This window comes from Streptomyces sp. NPDC101234, assembly GCF_044767525.1.
GTDB lineage: Bacteria > Actinomycetota > Actinomycetes > Streptomycetales > Streptomycetaceae > Streptomyces > Streptomyces sasae.
The window spans coordinates 278,258-294,929 of record NZ_JBIWOA010000011.1; the positions used below are offsets into that span (position 1 = coordinate 278,258).

The 16,672-nt window shown below is 72.9% G+C and carries 15 protein-coding genes; 6 read left to right on the plus strand and 9 right to left on the minus strand.

The window, feature by feature from the left end; translation table 11 throughout:
* Nucleotides 1-47: 47 nt before the first annotated feature.
* From ACIRR9_RS22050 to wecB, 4 genes are read right to left on the minus strand one after another with little or no spacing between them, the layout of a single operon-like run.
* Nucleotides 48-2,234: a glycosyltransferase gene (locus ACIRR9_RS22050; protein WP_403754304.1), complete on the minus strand. Its 2,187-nt coding sequence runs from the start codon at nucleotides 2,232-2,234 to the stop codon at nucleotides 48-50.
* A complete protein-coding gene (locus tag ACIRR9_RS22055) occupies nucleotides 2,231-4,042 on the minus strand; it encodes a hypothetical protein (RefSeq protein ID WP_403754307.1) in 1,812 nt (603 codons plus the stop codon). Before ACIRR9_RS22055 ends, ACIRR9_RS22050 begins: the two co-directional genes overlap by 4 nt.
* Nucleotides 4,042-4,833 (minus strand): class I SAM-dependent methyltransferase, encoded by a 792-nt coding sequence (locus ACIRR9_RS22060; protein WP_403754310.1) that lies wholly within the window; start codon nucleotides 4,831-4,833, stop codon nucleotides 4,042-4,044. The genes ACIRR9_RS22055 and ACIRR9_RS22060 overlap by 1 nt, the downstream gene beginning before the upstream one ends.
* Nucleotides 4,826-5,914 (minus strand): non-hydrolyzing UDP-N-acetylglucosamine 2-epimerase, encoded by a 1,089-nt coding sequence (gene wecB / locus ACIRR9_RS22065; RefSeq protein ID WP_403754313.1) that lies wholly within the window; start codon nucleotides 5,912-5,914, stop codon nucleotides 4,826-4,828. Before wecB ends, ACIRR9_RS22060 begins: the two co-directional genes overlap by 8 nt.
* A 92-nt stretch (nucleotides 5,915-6,006) precedes the next feature.
* On the opposite strand from wecB, the gene ACIRR9_RS22070 reads away from it, so the two are divergent.
* The 3 genes from ACIRR9_RS22070 (at nucleotide 6,007) to ACIRR9_RS22080 (ending at nucleotide 10,119) form a co-directional block, all read left to right on the plus strand.
* A complete protein-coding gene (locus tag ACIRR9_RS22070; protein ID WP_403754316.1) occupies nucleotides 6,007-7,428 on the plus strand; it encodes a glycosyltransferase family 4 protein in 1,422 nt (473 codons plus the stop codon).
* Nucleotides 7,429-7,506: 78 nt separating this feature from the next.
* Nucleotides 7,507-8,829, plus strand: a complete 1,323-nt coding sequence (locus tag ACIRR9_RS22075; RefSeq protein ID WP_403754319.1) for a nucleotide sugar dehydrogenase — start codon at nucleotides 7,507-7,509, stop codon at nucleotides 8,827-8,829.
* A gap of 75 nt (nucleotides 8,830-8,904) precedes the next feature.
* Nucleotides 8,905-10,119 carry a glycosyltransferase gene (locus ACIRR9_RS22080; RefSeq protein WP_403754322.1) on the plus strand — a complete coding sequence of 405 codons (1,215 nt, stop codon included), beginning with the start codon at nucleotides 8,905-8,907 and terminating at the stop codon, nucleotides 10,117-10,119.
* Here the strand turns inward: ACIRR9_RS22080 and ACIRR9_RS22085 are convergent.
* From ACIRR9_RS22085 to ACIRR9_RS22095, 3 genes are all read right to left on the minus strand, one after another.
* Nucleotides 10,016-10,357: a VOC family protein gene (locus ACIRR9_RS22085; RefSeq protein ID WP_123972214.1), complete on the minus strand. Its 342-nt coding sequence runs from the start codon at nucleotides 10,355-10,357 to the stop codon at nucleotides 10,016-10,018. The genes ACIRR9_RS22080 and ACIRR9_RS22085 overlap by 104 nt on opposite strands.
* Nucleotides 10,358-10,539: 182 nt before the next feature.
* On the minus strand, nucleotides 10,540-10,926 hold the full coding sequence (locus tag ACIRR9_RS22090) for a hypothetical protein (RefSeq protein WP_403754326.1): 387 nt from the start codon (nucleotides 10,924-10,926) through the stop codon (nucleotides 10,540-10,542).
* Nucleotides 10,927-11,079: 153 nt separating this feature from the next.
* Complete coding sequence (locus ACIRR9_RS22095; RefSeq protein ID WP_403754328.1) at nucleotides 11,080-11,505, minus strand: PPOX class F420-dependent oxidoreductase; 426 nt, start codon at nucleotides 11,503-11,505, stop codon at nucleotides 11,080-11,082.
* Between the two features lie 98 nt (nucleotides 11,506-11,603).
* Between ACIRR9_RS22095 and ACIRR9_RS22100 the strand changes: the two genes are divergently transcribed.
* The 3 genes from ACIRR9_RS22100 to ACIRR9_RS22110 are packed head-to-tail and all read left to right on the plus strand — an operon-like array spanning nucleotide 11,604 to nucleotide 14,799.
* Nucleotides 11,604-12,185 (plus strand): TetR/AcrR family transcriptional regulator, encoded by a 582-nt coding sequence (locus tag ACIRR9_RS22100; protein ID WP_403754331.1) that lies wholly within the window; start codon nucleotides 11,604-11,606, stop codon nucleotides 12,183-12,185.
* Nucleotides 12,182-13,528 carry an MFS transporter gene (locus tag ACIRR9_RS22105; RefSeq protein WP_403754334.1) on the plus strand — a complete coding sequence of 449 codons (1,347 nt, stop codon included), beginning with the start codon at nucleotides 12,182-12,184 and terminating at the stop codon, nucleotides 13,526-13,528. The genes ACIRR9_RS22100 and ACIRR9_RS22105 overlap by 4 nt, the downstream gene beginning before the upstream one ends.
* A gap of 47 nt (nucleotides 13,529-13,575) precedes the next feature.
* Nucleotides 13,576-14,799: a serine hydrolase domain-containing protein gene (locus ACIRR9_RS22110; protein WP_403754337.1), complete on the plus strand. Its 1,224-nt coding sequence runs from the start codon at nucleotides 13,576-13,578 to the stop codon at nucleotides 14,797-14,799.
* Nucleotides 14,800-14,809: 10 nt separating this feature from the next.
* On the opposite strand, the gene ACIRR9_RS22115 is transcribed toward ACIRR9_RS22110, so the two are convergent.
* A complete protein-coding gene (locus ACIRR9_RS22115) occupies nucleotides 14,810-15,955 on the minus strand; it encodes an FAD-binding oxidoreductase (protein WP_365335087.1) in 1,146 nt (381 codons plus the stop codon).
* A 55-nt stretch (nucleotides 15,956-16,010) separates the two neighbouring features.
* The gene (gene ribA, locus ACIRR9_RS22120) at nucleotides 16,011-16,670 is read right to left on the minus strand and encodes a GTP cyclohydrolase II (protein WP_403754340.1); all 660 of its coding nucleotides are present in this window, start codon (nucleotides 16,668-16,670) and stop codon (nucleotides 16,011-16,013) included.
* Between the last annotated feature and the right edge of the window lie 2 nt (nucleotides 16,671-16,672).

Genomic DNA, 16,672 nt, shown 5'->3' on the forward strand with positions numbered 1-16,672 from the left:
GCATACGGATTTCCCGGAGCCGACGGGCTGCGGGAAACCCGCTGTCCTCAGCCGGACACCAGCAGCTCCGTCCAGTCCTTCGCCACCCGGTCCAGCGAGAACCCCTCGCGCACCTGCCCGCGGGCCGCTTCCCCGGCCGCCCGCCAGTCCTCCTGCTCGGCGAGCCCGGCGATCGCCTCGGCCATCGCCTCGGGGGTGCCGTGGATCCAGCGCCGGTCGTAGATCTCGTCCGCGCCCGGCCACGGCAGCAGCGCGGGTACGGCCCCTGAGGCCATGCCCTCGGCCGGGGCGAGGTGGAAGCTCTCGTCGTCGCTGGTGGACAGCACATGGCCGACGCGGCGCAGCCAGCCCGGCACGTCAGGGCCGAACCGGTCGAAGACCACGGCCCCTTCGAGCAGTGGCGAGGTCTGCATCCGGCGCAGGATCTCCTCGTAGTGTGCGCGTTCCTCGGGCTTGTTCCAGATCCACCAGTACTCCCACGGCGGCTTGGACTTGACCGAGAGATGCCAGCGCCGGTCATGGGCGCGGAGCGCTTCGAGGACGTCGAGGCCGAGGTCGAGGCGCTTGCGGCTGGGCGCGACGCCGATCATGCCGAGGCGGTGGCGGGCGCCGGGCGCCTTGGGCCGGTCGAACTGGTCGACGTCGACCCAGTTCCCGATCGTGGTGATCTTCGCGGCGGGCCAGCCGGTGCGCTCGTGGGCGCTGCGGGCGTAGTAGGGGCTGACGCACACCACCCGGTCGACGGCGTCGATGTCGACCTGCCGGGGATAGCCGGCGTCGAGTTCGAAGCGGTGCAGGCGGACGATCAGCCTGCTGCCGCGCCGCTTGTGGCGGCTGTACCAGACGGCCGCCGGGCCGCACCACTCGACGACCACCACATCGGCCCAGCCGGCGAGTTCACGGCTCGCGGCCGGATCGTGCCGGGCGAGCGCGGACCACTCGTCGACCCGGACCTCCAGGCCGGGCAGTGCGCGGAAGTGGTCGAGCAGCCGGGTGAGGAACTTCAGGTCGTGGCCGGCGACCCCGACCCGCAGCGGACGCGCGCGGGTGGTGACGGCGGCGGGTGCGGCGGGGAAGGCGCGGTCGAGGTGGGCGCGCCAGCGGGTCGCGGCGGCCTCCATGGTGTACTTCCGGGCGGCCGCCGCGCACCGGTCGGCGGCGAGCTGTCTGGCCCCGGGGTCGTGTACGGCCAGGGCGACGGCGTCCGCCGCGTCGGAGAGGGTCGCGCCGCCCGGTACGAACAGCGGGTAGTCGCCGCCGAGCAACGCCTCGTGCGCCGGAGTGCGGTTGAGGACGACCGGCAGACCGAGGACACCGAACTCCAGCACCTTGGTGGAGAGTTCGAGGCTGGCGTCGAGGGAGGCATCGCGCCAGCCGAGGCCGAGGTCGCAGTCGGCGGCGATGCGCATGGCCTCCTCGCGCGGCACACCGCCGTGGTGGACGACCTCGGGGGTGGTGCGCAGCGCCTCGGCCATGGCCGTCTCGAAGCCGGGGTGCGCGGCATCCTGGTGGATCTTGTCGCCGACGGTGTGGAGTTCGGTGCGCACCCCGCGTTCGGCGAGCAGCGCGGGCAGCCGGGTCATGGGCAGGGTGTTCCAGCGGGGTGCGAACTTGCCGGTGTAGACGAGACGCAGGGGATCGTGCGGGCCGTTCCGCTCCGGGACCGGGAAGCCGGGTTCGGGTACGGCCGGCGGGCTGAGCACGGACCGGCCGCAGGCCTCCGGGACCCAGGCCTCCAGGAAGCAGCGCAACTCCTCGGTCTGGCAAAGGAGTTGCCGGGAGGCGGTGGCGATGCGGGCGAGGTCGGTGCGGGCCTCCTCGGTCATCTCGGCCGGGGACTGCGGGATGTCGGTGAGGTAGGCCCAGATCCGGCCCTCGAAGGCGCCGTCGGCGACGACCTGGCGTACCAGCCTGCGGCCGCGCAGCACCAGGAGGTCGCAGGGCTCCGCCGCATCGAGGCGGGCCAGCAACTGCGAGGCCTGGAGGGGCGAGAGCGGGTGGGCGCCCTGGCCCGGGACGAGGTGTTCCTCGTAGGGGCGCACCACCGTGACGCCGGGCAGTCCGGCCAGCGGGTCGGTCAACCTCCCTGTCGCCACCGGGGCCTTGAGGACGAGACGGGTCCGGCAGCCCGCCCGGGACAGCACCTGGACCGTCGACTGGGCCCAGACGGCGGAGCCGTCGATGAGGTTGAGGTCGACGTCGCCGTAGACGAGCGCCCTGAGGGTGCGGGTCATGACGGCTCCTTTCCACGCACGGCGAACAGGCGGTGCCCGGCGCGTGACCAGGTGTCCGGCGGGGCACCGGAGTCGAGCAGGGACCGGCGTACGAGCAGGGGGCGCAGGGTCGGTACGAAGGCGTAGTCGTCGGCGGCCGGGGTGAGGCCCACCGCGTCCGCGCCCGAGAACTCCTGGGCACAGAGCAGGTCGAGCAGCAGGGTGTCCGGGCGGTCCTCGGTCAGGTCCGCCCAGTCGGCGACCCAGGGGGCGGTGGGCGGTCCGGCGTGGACGGTTACCGAAGCGGCGGTGAGTTCGTCGAGGGCGAGGCCCCCGGGGTCGGCGACGACCACCTCGGCGGGCCGGTGCTGCTGGCCGAGGGTCTGGGCGACGAGCCGGGCGACGTCGGTCGCGTCCCGGGGCGCGGCCAGTACGGCGACCCGGCGGGCGTCCAACGGGTCGGGGGCGCCCGCCAGTTCGGCGAGCAGGGCCAGCCGTACCCGGGTGCTGTCCTGCTGGAAGACGTCCCGGATCCGGTCCCGGCCGTCGGTGACGGGGTCCAGCCGGGCGAGCCGTACCCCGGTGTCGCCGTCGAGGACGGCGTCCCACGGAAGTAGGGAGAGACCGGGGGCGCACGTTGCCGGGCCGTCCCGCCACAGCACGGCCGTACGGCCCGACGCCCGTGCCTGGCCGATCAGTTCGGCGAGCGTGCGGTCCAGGTCGGGGGCGAGCCCGGTGCCGGTGAGCGCCCAGGGGCCGTGCTCGTCCGTGCACGCACTGAGCTGGACGAGGAAGACGTCCGGGTCGGTGCGTTCGACCAGCAGCCGTCCGTCGTGCGGCAGTACACGGCTCACCACAGCGTCCGCCGCGAAGTCCTCGGCGGTGCGGTCGGTCAGCACTCCGGTGATCACCAGCCGGTCCCGGGGCGCCACGGACAGGGCGCGGTGGGAGAGGTGGAAGCGGTCGTCGGCCCCCGTCTCCGGGGCGGGGGCGGCGGCTGGGGAGCCTGAGGTCCGCCCCTTGCCGCCGTTCCGTCGCCGCCACAGCCCGTACAGTTCCCTGGGCAGCCGGACCGCGCCGCGCCGCGGCGAACGGGCAGCCGACACCAGCGCCTTGCCCACCCGCAGCGAGGTGGAGCCCTCCAGCATGGCCACCCTTGTCTCAAGGACGTCGACCCTGTCCCGGGCCCCGCGCAGGGCGGCCGCCAGCTGGTCCTTGTCGCGTACGGCGACAGCCAGGCGCTCGGCGAGACCGTCCTCGCGGGCGGTCTCCAGGGCGCGGGCGGTCTCCTCGGTGGCGCGTTCCAGGTCGATCAGCCGGGCCCGCTGGGAGCGGGAGACGAAGTCGGCGAGGACGTACTCGTCGGCGATCCTGAGGGCGGTGGCGAAACCGTCGGCCGGCAGCGGGCGGCCGAACCAGTCGTGAGGCGGCAGGAGTTCCTCGGTGCATGCGAACACCGCGCCGGCGTGCAGATGCGTGTAGCCGAGCGAGGCTGCGTGCAGCACCTGGCAGCGGTGGGCCACCAGGGCGTCGAGGAGGCGGTGGTAGGGCAGGTCGGTCCCGGGGTGGCCGAAGACGATCAGGCCGCGGCCGCCGGGCCGCATGCGTTCCAGCGCGGCGAGACAGTCCGCCTCGTCGCCGTGCAGGGCGGGGTCGGGGCCGTGGCAGAGGAGCAGCAACTCCCCTTCACCGACGGGCTGTTCGTGCCTGGTCGGCGTGACGCCCGGCGGGAGGTGCAGATACGGGTCGAGACGCAGGCTGCCGCTCGTCGCGTCCACGACGGAGGTGACCTCGTCCAGGTGCGGGTGGAGCAGATCGGTCAGACGCATCAGCGGGTCCTCGTGAAGACATGGAAGCCGACCCGGTTCTCGCGGAAGCCGTAGGGTCGGAAGAGGGTGTGGCCCAGGCCGAGGGGCTCAAGTTCCCTGCGGTAGGCGGCTGTGGGGCGGTGCAGGATGTAGTCGCCGCGCGGCACCGGCTCCTGGGTGTCCTCGTCGGTGACGATCAGCCGGCCGGTGATCCGGACGAGGGAGGCGAGGTTGCGCAGGCTCGCCGCCCACTCCGCGTCGTCCAGGACGTGGAAGAGGACGTCCACGCAGAGCACGACGTCGTAGAGCCAGGGGCTGCGCCACTCGTCGAGGGCGGAGACGTCGTAGCGGGGGCCGCCGCCCTCGGCGCGGGCGTGGGTGACGGCCTCCTCGCTGGCGTCGAAGGCGTCGACGTGGTGGCCGCAGCGGACGAGGGAGCGGGCGAAGTGCCCCTTGCCGCAGCCCGCGTCGAGCACGAACAGCGGGGAGGCGGGGCTGGACAGGTCGCCGATCAGGGTGAGGAGCCGGCCGAGCCGTACCGCGTAGAAGATCTCGTTGCCGGGGCGGTCCAGGCCGATGTGGCCGCCGGAGGCGAGGTCGTCGCCTTCGCGGTGCCGGGTGTCCCAGTAGGTACGGGGGGCGTCGTAGGTGTGGGTGGTGTCGTGGGCGCGGGGTGGTCCGTGGAGGCGCGGGGCGTCGTCGGCGGGTGCTGCGCCATAGGCGCGCGGGGCATCACGGGGGCGCGGGGCTTCGCCGGCGCGTGCGGTGTCGTAGGTGCGCGGGGCTTCAGAGGCGCGCGGGGCGTCAGTCATGGCGCTCCAGCCACTCGGTGAGCACACCGGCGATGCGGGGACCGGCCTTGCCGTCCCACAGCGGCGGCCCGTCGGGGTCGGGCGCGGCCCGGCCGTCCAGGACCTTGCGCAGGGCGGGGACGAGTTCGCCGTGCCGGACCAGGCGGTTGGTGCCGTGGGTGACGGTGACCGGGCGTTCGGTCGTGGTGCGCAGCGTCAGACAGGGGACGCCGAGCACGGTGGTCTCCTCCTGGACCCCGCCCGAGTCGGTGATCACGGCGGCGGCCCCGCGGACCAGGCCCATGAACTCGACGTAGCCGAGCGGTTCGAGGAGGTGGATACCGGGTGCGTCGGCGAGGCCCGCCCTGCGCAGTGCCTCCCGGCCGCGCGGGTGCAGCGGCACGGCGAGGTCGAGGTGGGTCGCGGCCTCGGTGAGGGCGCGGGCGGCGGCCGCGGCCGCCTCGGGGTCGTCGACGTTGGCCGGACGGTGCAGGGTGACCACGCCGTACCGCTCGGGCAGTCCATGGGCGGTGCGGGCGGCGGCCGGGTCGAAATGCTCCAGATGGGTGAGCAGGGTGTCGATCATGGGGTTGCCAACGAAGTGCACCCGGGCCGGGTCGACTCCCTCACGGGCGAGGTGGCCGACGGCTTCGGGGCTGGTGGCGAAGAGCAGCTCGGCCAGCTGGTCGACCAGGCGCCGGTTGACCTCCTCAGGCATCGCCATGTCGAAGCTGCGCAGCCCGGCCTCGACATGGGCCACCGGGATGCCGAGCTTGGCGGCGACCAGGGCCGCGGCCAGCGTGGAGTTCACATCGCCGTACACGACGACCAGGGCCGGGGCGCGGGCGAGCAGCTCGCCCTCCAGGGCCACCAGCAGGTCGGCGGTCTGCCGGGCGTGGCTGCCGGAGCCGACGCCGAGGTCGGTGTCGGGGGCGGGCAGGCCCAGCTCCCGGAAGAAGACGCGCGACATCCGTTCGTCGTAGTGCTGACCGGTGTGCACCAGGACCTGGTCGTGCCCGCTCGCGCGCAGTGCGGCGACGACGGGCGCGGCCTTCACGAAGTTCGGTCTGGTCCCTACGACGTGGAGTACGCGGCCGTTCATGTCGTACGTTCTCCGCTCTGTCGGCCTACCTTGGCGACATGGCCCGACGTCCGTCCCGGCACCAGCCGCGTCGCATCCCCCGTGCACTCAGCTTGGCCGCATCGGTCGCATGGGGCGAGTTGCGGCACGACCCCACGCGGGCCGCGCTGCTCGGCGTGCGGCTGCTGCCGGGGCGGGTGCGGCGCGGGCTGGAAGGCGTCGAGCGGCGGCTCGCCGCCCGGGCCCGTACGGCCGGACCGGCCGCCGCGCCGTCCGCGGCCCGGGTCCCGGCGCCCGCCGGGCGGTCCGTGCGGCCCGAGCCGGGCCGGGTGCTCCATGTGGTCACCAACGGGCTGCCGTTCAAGCACGCCGGTTACACCGTGCGCACCCAGGCCCTCGCCGAGGCGCAGCGGGCGGCCGGGCTCGATCCGCACGTGGTGACCCGGATCGGGTTCCCGGTGGCGCAGGGCGTCCTGGACGCCCGTCCGTTGCAGATCGTGAACGGGGTGCCGCAGCACCGGCTGCTGCCGCCCGTACTGCCGTACGGGCAGGGCGCGGCGCTCGCCCGCAACGCCGAACTGGCCGGACGCCTGGTGGAGCGGCTGCGGCCGGCCGTGCTGCACGCGGCCACCGACCACGCCAACGGGCGGGTGGCGCTGGCCCTGCGGGAGACCTACGGGCTGCCCGTGGTCTACGAGGTGCGGGGCTTTCTGGAGGAGACCTGGCTGACCCAGGCGACGGGGCGCGGCCCGGACGACGAGACGTACCGCGCCCGGCGCGCCCTGGAGACGTACTGCATGCGCCGGGCCGATCTGGTGCTGACGCTGGGCACGGCGATGAAGGCCGAGATCGTGGGCCGCGGGGTGCCCGAGGAGCGGGTCCTGATCGTGCCCAACGCGGTCGACGACTCCTTCCTCGCCCCGCCCCCGGACGGGGCGGAACTGCGCACCCGGCTCGGCATCGCGGCCGACGACTATGTGGTGGGCACCGTGAGCAGCCTTACTCCACACGAGGGAATCGCCACATTGCTCCATGCGGGTGCCGAACTGCGCCGTCGGGGTGTCCCGCTGCGGCTGCTGATCGTCGGTGAGGGACCCGAGCGCGCGGCGCTCCAGGCGCTCGCCGGACGGCTCGGTCTCGACGACGGCACCGCGCTCTTCACCGGCCGGGTGCCGCACCGCCAAGTGCGCTCCTACCACGCCGTTCTGGACGTCTTCGCGGTGCCGCGCACCGACGAACGGGTCTGCCGTCTGGTCACCCCGCTCAAGCCGGTCGAAGCGATGGCGAGCGGCCTTCCCGTGGCGGCCAGTGATCTCACAGCCCTACGGGAACTCGTGCAACCCGAGGTGAACGGACGCCTCATCACTCCTGAATGCCCACGGGCTTGGGCAGAAGCTCTCGAAGTATTGCTCTACAGTCGAAAACGGCGGCATGAATGGGGAGCGTCCGCCCGCGCTCTGGTAGCGCGTGACCGCACCTGGAAAAGGGTCGCTGCCACGACCCGGGAGGCGTATCGCGCTCTCGGATGTGTCTGAGGCCCCTCGCCCGGAACCGTGTCCTCCGGGCCCTTCGGATCCGTACGGCGTCTGCCGTCGAGGGCGGAGTGAATCCCTATGCAGGTCGAAAAGGCCGTACCGCTCGGGGAATTGAGCGAATCGCTCGGGGACGAACAACAGATCGACGGCTTCGAGCTGGCCGTCATCGGGCTGGGTTACGTCGGGCTTCCGCTCGCGCGGGAGGCATCGGCGGTGGGCCTGAGAGTGGCGGGGCTCGACCTGGACCCACGGGTCGTCGAGGGCCTCAACGCCGGGCACTCCCATGTGGGCGACGTGTCCGACGAGGACGTCGCCCGGATGCGGGCGGCCGGGTTCACCGCGTACACGGACAGCGCCTGTCTGACCCGTGCGCAGACGATCGTGATCTGTGTGCCGACCCCGCTCGGCGAGGACGGCGGCCCCGACCTGCGCGCGGTGACCTCCGCCACGACGACGGTGGCGGGCGGACTGCGCCCCGGACGGCTCGTCGTCCTCGAGTCGACCACCTATCCCGGCACCACCGAGGAAGTGGTCAAACCACTCCTGGAGGAGTCGGGGCTGCGGGCCGGCGCGGACTTCGCGCTGGCCTTCTCACCGGAGCGCATCGACCCCGGCAACACCACACACGGGCTGCGCGGGACACCGAAGGTGGTCGGCGGCTGGACCCCGGCCTGCGCGGCCCGCGCGGCGGCCTTCTACGGCAAGTTCGTCGACACCGTCATCCAGGCCAAGGGCACCCGGGAAGCCGAGATGGCCAAGCTCCTGGAGAACACCTACCGGCACGTCAACATCGCCCTCGTCAACGAACTCGCCATCCTCTGCCGTGAGTTGCGCGTCGACGTATGGGACGCCATCCGCTGCGCCGGGACGAAGCCGTTCGGCTTCCAGGCCTTCCGGCCGAGCGCCGGGGTGGGCGGCCACTGCATCCCCATCGACCCCAACTACCTTTCCTACAAGGTGCGTTCGATCGGCTACGAGTTCCGGTTCGTCGAACTCGCCCGGGAGATCAACGCGCACATGCCGCTGTACGTCGTCCGGCGCGCCCAGGACCTGCTCAACCACGAGGGCCGCGCGCTGCACGGCTCCCGGGTGCTGCTGCTCGGCGTCACCTACAAGCCGGACGTCGCCGACCAGCGGGAGGCGCCGGCGGTGCCGGTGGCCCGGCTGCTGCGGGAGCGGGAGGCCGAGATCGCCTTCCACGACCCGTTCGTGCCCGCCTGGTTCGTGGACGGCGAGGCCGTGCCGCGGGTCACCGATGTCACGGCCGCCGCGCGCTCGCACGACCTGACGATCCTGCTCCAGGACCACTCCGCCTACGACCTGCCGGTCCTCGGCGACGAGGCCCGCCTGCTCTTCGACACCCGGGGGCGGATCTTCCGGCCCGGTGTCGAGGTGCTCTAGGCGATCTCTGCGGCAACTCCCCTTCCACCGCCCGGAGTCGGCAGGCTCCGGGCGGCGGAGTCGAAAGGCGCTCAGATGCGGATACTCGTCGTCACCGTTGTCCACCACCCCGAGGACGCGCGCATCCTGCACCGGCAGATCGGTGCGCTGCGGGACCGCGGGCACCGGGTCGTGTACGCGGCGCCGTTCTCGGCCCGCTCGGTACGCCCCCGCCCCGACCTCGAAGGCATCGACCTGCCCCGGGCGGCCGGCCGCAGCCGTCGCACGGCGGTGGGCGCGGCCCGCGCCCTGCTGGCCCGGCGCGGCCACGAGGCGGACCTGATCCTCCTCCACGACCCGGAACTGCTCCTGGCCCTGCCCGGCACCCTGCGCCGCTGGCGGCGGTCCGGGACGGCGCCGGTGGTCGTCTGGGACGTCCACGAGGACACCGCGGCGGCGCTCACCATGAAACGCTGGGTGCCGCGGGCGCTCAGGCCGCCGCTGCGCCTCGGCGTACGGGCGGCCGAGCGGCTGGCCGAACGCCATCTGCGGCTGCTGCTGGCCGAGGACGCCTACCAGGAGCGCTTCCGCCGCACCCACCCGGTGGTGCCGAACTTCACGACCGCGCCCGTCCAGGCGCCCGAACCGCCGGGCACCGGACACGTCGTCTACGTCGGCCATCTGTCGCGGGCCCGCGGTGCGCTGGACCTGATCGAGACGGCCCGGCACCTCGGGCCCGGCATACGCATCGAGGTGGCCGGCGCGGCCGACCCCGACGTCCGGGATGCGCTGACCGCGGCCGACCGGGACGGCGTCCTGCGCTGGCACGGTTTCCTGCCCAACGACCGCGCGCTCGCCCTGTTCCCCGGCGCCCTGGCCGGGCTCTCCCTCCTCCACGACCAGCCCAACTACCGGCACTCACGGCCCACCAAGATCGTCGAGTACATGGCCCACGGCGTCCCGGTCGTCACCACGCCCACCCCGCTGGCGGCCGACATGGTGGAGCGGCACGGCTGCGGTCTCGTCGTCCCGTACGAGGATCCATGCGCGGCGGCGGAGGCGGTACGACGGCTGAGCACCGACGCGATCCTGCGTCACACCGCCGCCCAGCGCGGCCGTGAAGCGGCCCTCGCCCACTTCAACTGGGCTGACAGGGCAGCCGAGTTCACGCACTGCCTGGAGGCCTGGGTGCGAGAGGAGACCGGTGTCAGGCGCGCTCGTGACGTGGCTCGTACAAGGCGACCTCGCCTCCGCCCGGCAACCGGAGGCCCGTCACCCGGCCCCAGGCCGCGACCTGGACGGGTCGGCTGAACACCACGCCCTTGGCGGTGAGTTCGGCGACCGTCGCATCCAGGTCGTCGCACATCAGCATCAGTTCGTGCGACGGCTCGCCGTCGGCCGGATGGCAGGCCACCTCGGCCGGCGGCAGCCGGAAGATGAGCCAGCCGTGTCCGGCGTCGATGTGCGGCCAGCCCAGCACGTCCCGGAGGAAAGCACGGTCCGCCTCGGCGTCACGCGTGTAGATCACCACATGTGCCCCATTGATCACCCGCGGAGGCTAGCCCCGGGAGAGTGCGGCGGCAAGCACCGGGCGCTACGCGTTGGACCAGCCGCGCTCGCAGAGCACGCCCAGGCGTCCGGGGACGGCGCGGCCATCGGCCGATCGCCCTGGACCGCAGGCCCCAGGAGGCTCCCCGACGGGACTCCGGGATCATGAGTGCGTCCGCCGTGTCAGGTGACGAGCGTGAAACTCGCCCGGTAGACATAGCCCGGCATGACGGGGGTCCACACGAAGCCGTGCCCCATGGTGAGGATGCCCGTCGCGCCGTCGGGATGGTCCACCCCGTTCATGACGTAGCTGATGGAGTACGAGACCGTGGCCGGAGTCGACCCCGACCACTCGTAGCAGGTGAGGGTCACCGGCTGCTCGTCGAAGTCCTTGGCCCCCGTGGGGGTGTCGGCGTTCAGGTAGATGTGACGGATGTACTGCGGATACGCGGACCAGTCCTGGCAGACGACCTCGGTCGTCGGGGTGGCGGCCGCCGCGGTGGCGGCCGGTGCCGTGAACGGGATGCCGAGGGCTGCGGCAACGGCCAGCAGTACTGCGGGTCTACGCATGGTCAGCTCCGTGGCTAGGTCGACGGGCCACTCATTGTGACAACGCCCCCGGCCGTCCACAGGACGGATTCGAGCCCCCTGTGGCGATGCCCCGTCAACCCGGATCCCGGCGCATTCACGCCACGCCCCGGCCGGGACCCGGCCGCCTCGGGCCTACGCCCGCGGAATGCCGTACGCCCGCTCGACGCGGAGCCGCAGCACCAGCCGCCGGTCGCGGACCATCGCGGCGCGGTAGTCGTCCCAGTCGGGGTGCTCGCCCTGGACGTCACGGTAGAGGCGGACGAGTTCCTCGACGGTCTCGTCGTACGGGTCCTGGGCGACCGGTGACAGTTCGGCGGTGCCCTCGGCGACCGCGTAGGCCCAGCGGTCGGGGCTGGTGACGTGGTAGGAGGCGCGGGGGTCGCGGCGCAGGTTGCGGGTCTTCGCGCGGTCGTCGGTGATCGACACGCGCACGGTCCGCTCGTCGGGGTAGTAGGCGTGGTTGACATTGGACAGCTGGGGGCGGCCGTCGCTCTTGAGGGTGACCAGCACCCCGGCGTGACCTTCGGCGAGCAGCTTCAGAAGAGTGTCCTGGGTCATACGAGGGACAACCCCGCCGCGGCCGTCCGGCATTCCCTTCCATTCCCTTCCGGGCAAGACGGTAGACACTGTCTACGGCCGACTGGTAGACAGTGTCTATGACAGAGTCCGACACAGGTCTGCGGGACCGGCTGGTCGACGTCGGCGTGGCGTTGGTGGCCGCCGAGGGTGCCCAGGCGCTGACCCTGCGGGAGATCGCCCGCCGCGCGGGGGTCTCGCACGGGGCGCCGCGCCGCTACTTCCCCACCCATCTCGAACTGCTCTCGGCCATCGCACGCCGGGGCTTCACCGAGCTGGCCGTGCGCTCGGAGGCGGCGCTGGGCGTCGGGACGGCGGCACCGGGCGCGCAAGTCGCCGCACTGGCGCGGGTGTACCTGGAGTTCGCGAGGGACAACACGGGCATGTACGAGTTGATGTTCCGTCACGACCTGCTGGAGAGCGGCCGCTTGCGCCTGCGGGAGACCAGCCTGCCGTTGTTCGGGCTGCTCGCCGACCTGGTCGGCCGGGCCCGGCCCAGCGTGGACGCGCGGCTCGTCGCGGGCGCCCTGTGGGCGAACCTGCACGGCATCGCCCAGCTGTGGAACTGGGGCAGTCTCCAACTCGCCACCGGTTCCGACGACTTCGGGCCGCTGCTGCGGGCCGCACTGGACGCGCACCTCGGGCCGGAGGCCGGACGGTGAACCGGCGGCTGACGCTGGCGAGCAGTGTGGCGGGCGCCGTGGTCGTCGCGCTGGACGGGACCGTCCTCACGGTCGCGCAGCCCACCCTGCAGAGGGAGTTGGGTGCCTCCTTCGCCGAGGTGCAGTGGACCAGTACCGCCTATCTCATCACGGTGGCGAGCCTGCTGGTGTTCGCCGGGCGGCTCGGCGACCGGTACGGGCAGCGGCGGATGTTCGGGCTCGGGATGCTCGGCTTCGGCGCCGCCTCCGCGGGCATCGGCCTCGCGCCGGGAGTCGGCTGGGTGATCGGACTGCGGGTGGCGCAGGGGGCGTTCGGGGCGCTGCTGCAACCTGCCACGCTCGGCATGCTCCGGACCGCGTATCCGCCGGACGGGCTCGCCAGGCCGCTGGCCCTGCGGACCGCGGCCGTCGGACTGGCGGCCGCCGCGGGGCCGTTGCTCGGCGGGACGCTGGTGACGGGGCTGGGCTGGCGGGCGGTGTTCTTCCTCCATGTGCTGCCGACGGCGCTCTTCGGGGTGCTCGTGCTGGCCGGGCGGGAGGAGGAGCGGGAGCCGGTGGTCCGGAGCCCGCTGGACGTGCCGGGGGCGGTGCTGCTCGCGGTGACGCTGGCCGGGCTGGTGTACGGGCTGGTCACCGCAGCGCCGGTGAGCCTCGGCGTGGCCGTGGTCGCCGGGGTGGCGTTCGTACGGCACGAGCGGCGGACGCCGAGCCCACTGCTGCCGCCCGGGTTGGTCGGAGCCCCTGCGGTCGGGGCGGCCCTGGGCATTTTGGTCGCCGCGTCGGCGGCCTTGTTCGGCACGCTCTTCGTCGGCGTGTACGTCCTCCAGCGCACTCTCGGTCTCGACCCGTTCGCCAGCGCGCTGCGCAGTCTGCCGCTGGCGGTGCTGATGGTGGCGTCCGCCGCCGGGTGCCCCGTACTCCTGCGCCGCCTCGGCCCGCGCCGTACCGTCGCCTCGGCGATGGCGCTCCTCGCGCTCGGCGTCCTGCTGCTGACCCGGCCGTCGGCCGGCCCCGCCCTGTACGGCGGATTCGCGCTGCTGGGCGCCGGGTTCGGGACGGTGATGGTGGCGGCGACCCATGTCGTCGTACGGCAGGCGGACGCCGGTTCGGCCGGGGTGGCGGGCGGGTCGCAGCAGACCGCGCTGAACGTGGGTCCCGCGCTCGGGGTGGCCGTGGCGGGCGCGTTGCTGGGCTCCGGGACCGTGGTACCGCTGCTCGTACTGGCCGCTTTGGCCGTGTTCGGCGTGGCGCTCGCACGTTCGCTGCCCGGCGCCTCTTCTATAGCGTCGGTCACACCACACACGGATGAGCGGGACCGTTCCCCCATTCCTGCGCGACGATGAGGTCCGAGGTCGGACCGCACCGCGGACGACACGACCGGAGGAGAGCGATGGCACAGCTGCGACAGGAAGTCGACCCCAGTGAGGTCGGGCTGGACGTGAAGGCGCTGGACCGCCTCGACCAGCACTTCGCCCACTACGTCGACGAAGGGCGCCTGCCCGGCTACCTGGTGGCCGTGGCGCGCGGCGGCCGGGTCGCCCACCTCACCTCCCACGGCCACCGCGACCGCGCGGCGGGGCTGCCGGTCGAGCCGGACACCATCTGGCGGGTCTACTCCATGACCAAGCCGGTCACCGCGGTGGCGATACTGCTGCTGGCGGAGGACGGCCTGCTGTCGCTGGACGATCCGGTCGACCGCTTCCTCCCCGAGTTCGCCAATCCCCGGGTGTATGTGTCGGGTTCGGGTGCCGACACGGTGACCAGGCCGGCCGACGGCCCGATCCTGATCCGTCATCTGCTCACCCACACCGCCGGGTTGACCTTCGCCTTCTACCACACGCACCCCGTGGACGCCCTCTACCGGGAGGCCGGCCTGGAGTTCTCGGTGCCGTCGGGCGCGGACCTCGCCGAGACGATGGCGGTGTACGCGCGCATGCCCCTGCAGTTCGAGCCGGGCACCCGGTGGAACTACTCCGTCGGCTTCAACGTGCTCAGCCGGGTCATCGAGGTGGTCTCCGGGCAGGGGCTCGACGAGTTCTTCGCGGACCGGATCTTCCGCCCGCTCGGCATGCCGGACGCGGGCCTGCACATCGTCCCCGAACAGGCCGACCGGCTCTCCGAGTTGTACGGCGAGACGGAGGGCGGCGCCATCGAGGCGATCCCCGGGCTGCCGTTGCGCGGCCGCCCCCGCTTCCTGTCCGGCAGCGGCGGCCTCGCCGCGACGGCGTACGACTACCACCGTTTCATGGAAATGCTGCGCCGGGGCGGCGAGCTGGACGGCGTCCGGCTCCTCTCCCCCGCCTCGGTCGGCCTGCTCTCCCGCAACAACCTGCCCGGCGGCACCGATCTGCGTTCCTTCGGCGCCCCCGTCCACCAGGAGCCCGGCAACGACGGCCTCGGCTTCGGCCTGGGCGTCTCCGTGGTGATCGACCCGGCCCGTACCCTCGCGCCGAGCAGCCCCGGCGCCTATGGCTGGACCGGGGCGGCCACCACCGCGTTCTGGGTCGACCCGACCCACGATCTGACCGTGCAGTTCCACACCCAGGTGCGGCCCAAGACCCTGAAGGTCTTCCCGGACCTGCGCCGGCTGGTCCACGAGACGATCCAGGACTGAGCCGCCGGCCTCAGACCAGATTGCCCTCCGGGCGTGGGGCGTCGGCCGCGAACCGGCCGGCGCTCAGGGGACGGACGTCCAGGAAGGGCGCCCGGCCCAGGTACAGGTCGCGGATCACCTCGCCGACGGCCGGGCCCTGCAAGAAGCCGTGGCCGGAGAACCCGGTGGCGTACAGGAACCGGGAGACCGAAGTCGCCTCGCCGATCAGGGCGTTGTGGTCGGGAGTGTTCTCGTACAGGCCGGCCCAGCCGCCGGTGCGGCGCAGGTCGAGCAGGGCCGGGGCGCGCCGCTGCATCGCCTCGTACAGGCGGGGGATCCAGCGGTCGTGGGTGTCGGTGGCGAAGCCCGGCCGCTCGTCGGGGTCGGACATGCCGAGCAGCAGGCCCGGGCCCTCGGCATGGAAGTAGAGGCTGGTGGTGAAGTCGATCGTCATGGGGAGCGTCGGCGGCAGTCCCGGGACCGGTTCGGTGACCGCGATCTGGCGGCGCAGCGGCTGCACCGGGAGGTCGACGCCGGCCATCGCGCCGACCGCCCTCGACCAGGGCCCGGCCGCGCAGACCACCGTCTCGGTGGCGATCCGGCCGAGGGTGGTGTGCACGGCGGTGACATAGGGGCCGTCCCGCTCGATGCCGGTGACCTCGGTGCGGCGCAGCACGCGGGCGCCGTGGGCGCGGGCGGCGGCCGCGTAGCCGTGCACGACGGACTCCGGAGTGCAGTGGCCGTCGTCCGGGGAGTACGCGGCGGCCAGCAGTCCTTCGGTGGCGATCAACGGGGAGAGCCGGGCCGCCTCTTGCGGGGTGAGCATCCGGCTGGGCACGCCGAGGTGGTTCTGCAGCCGGACCCCCGCCTCGAAGGAGGCGACCTCCTCGGGGGTGGAGAGGAGGAACAGGTAGCCGACGCGGTGCAGCCCGATGTCGTACCCGATCTCCTGCCCGAAGCGGGCGAAGGCCTCTAAGCTGCGCGCGCCCAGCTGGATGTTGAGCTCGTCGGAGAACTGGGCGCGCACCCCGCCCGCGGCCTTCGAGGTGGATCCGGCGGCGAGCTCGTCGCGTTCGACGAGGACGACGTCGCGGACGCCCGCGCTCGCGAGGTGGTAGGCGATGCTGGTACCCATCACCCCGCCGCCGATGATCACGACCTGGGCCCGAAGATTCACGCGTGTACCTCCTGTCGGTCTCCCCCGATCCTTCCCCGGGGAGCCGCCCGGTACCTCACGACCAGTGCGCCACCGCGTCCAGGTGGGGCAGCACATGGTCCAGGCGCTCCCGCTTGGTGCGCAGGTAGGTGATGTTGTTCTCGCACGGCTCGATCAGCAGCGGGACCGTTTCGGCAACCTCTATGCCGTGCTGTACCAGGGACTCGCGCTTGCGCGGGTTGTTGGACATCAGGCGTACCGAACTCACCCCGAGGTCGCGCAGGATGCCGGCGGCGACCCCGTAGTCGCGGGCGTCGACGGGCAGTCCGAGCGCGAGGTTCGCCTCGACCGTGTCCAGGCCCTCCGCCTGCAGGGCCATCGCGCGCAGCTTGGCGAGCAGTCCGATGCCGCGGCCCTCATGGCCGCGCAGGTAGACGACGATGCCGCTGCCTTCGGCGACGACCGCGCGCAGGGCCGCGGCCAGCTGGTCGCCGCACTCGCAGTGCTGGGAGCCGAACGCGTCCCCGGTCAGGCACTCCGAGTGCAGCCGGGTCAGCACCCGGTCGCTGTCGATGTCCCCGTAGACGAGGGCCACTTGCTCGTCGCCGCGGTCGTGGTCCAGGTAGCCGATCGCCTGGAATTTCCCGTACACGGTGGGCAGCGGTGCATTCACGACGCGTTCCACGCCCGAACGCCGTGCGGACTTCGTGCCGAGTACGCCGATGTTTTCTGTCATGA

Coding starts and splice junctions, on each gene's coding strand:
- ACIRR9_RS22050 (WP_403754304.1), bottom strand. CDS start 2,234: ATGACCCGCACCCTCAGGGCGCTCGTCTACGGCGACGTCGACCTCAAC.
- ACIRR9_RS22055 (WP_403754307.1), bottom strand. CDS start 4,042: ATGCGTCTGACCGATCTGCTCCACCCGCACCTGGACGAGGTCACCTCC.
- ACIRR9_RS22060 (WP_403754310.1), bottom strand. CDS start 4,833: ATGACTGACGCCCCGCGCGCCTCTGAAGCCCCGCGCACCTACGACACC.
- wecB (WP_403754313.1), bottom strand. CDS start 5,914: ATGAACGGCCGCGTACTCCACGTCGTAGGGACCAGACCGAACTTCGTG.
- ACIRR9_RS22075 (WP_403754319.1), top strand. CDS start 7,507: ATGCAGGTCGAAAAGGCCGTACCGCTCGGGGAATTGAGCGAATCGCTC.
- ACIRR9_RS22080 (WP_403754322.1), top strand. CDS start 8,905: ATGCGGATACTCGTCGTCACCGTTGTCCACCACCCCGAGGACGCGCGC.
- ACIRR9_RS22090 (WP_403754326.1), bottom strand. CDS start 10,926: ATGCGTAGACCCGCAGTACTGCTGGCCGTTGCCGCAGCCCTCGGCATC.
- ACIRR9_RS22095 (WP_403754328.1), bottom strand. CDS start 11,505: ATGACCCAGGACACTCTTCTGAAGCTGCTCGCCGAAGGTCACGCCGGG.
- ACIRR9_RS22100 (WP_403754331.1), top strand. CDS start 11,604: ATGACAGAGTCCGACACAGGTCTGCGGGACCGGCTGGTCGACGTCGGC.
- ACIRR9_RS22110 (WP_403754337.1), top strand. CDS start 13,576: ATGGCACAGCTGCGACAGGAAGTCGACCCCAGTGAGGTCGGGCTGGAC.
- ribA (WP_403754340.1), bottom strand. CDS start 16,670: ATGACAGAAAACATCGGCGTACTCGGCACGAAGTCCGCACGGCGTTCG.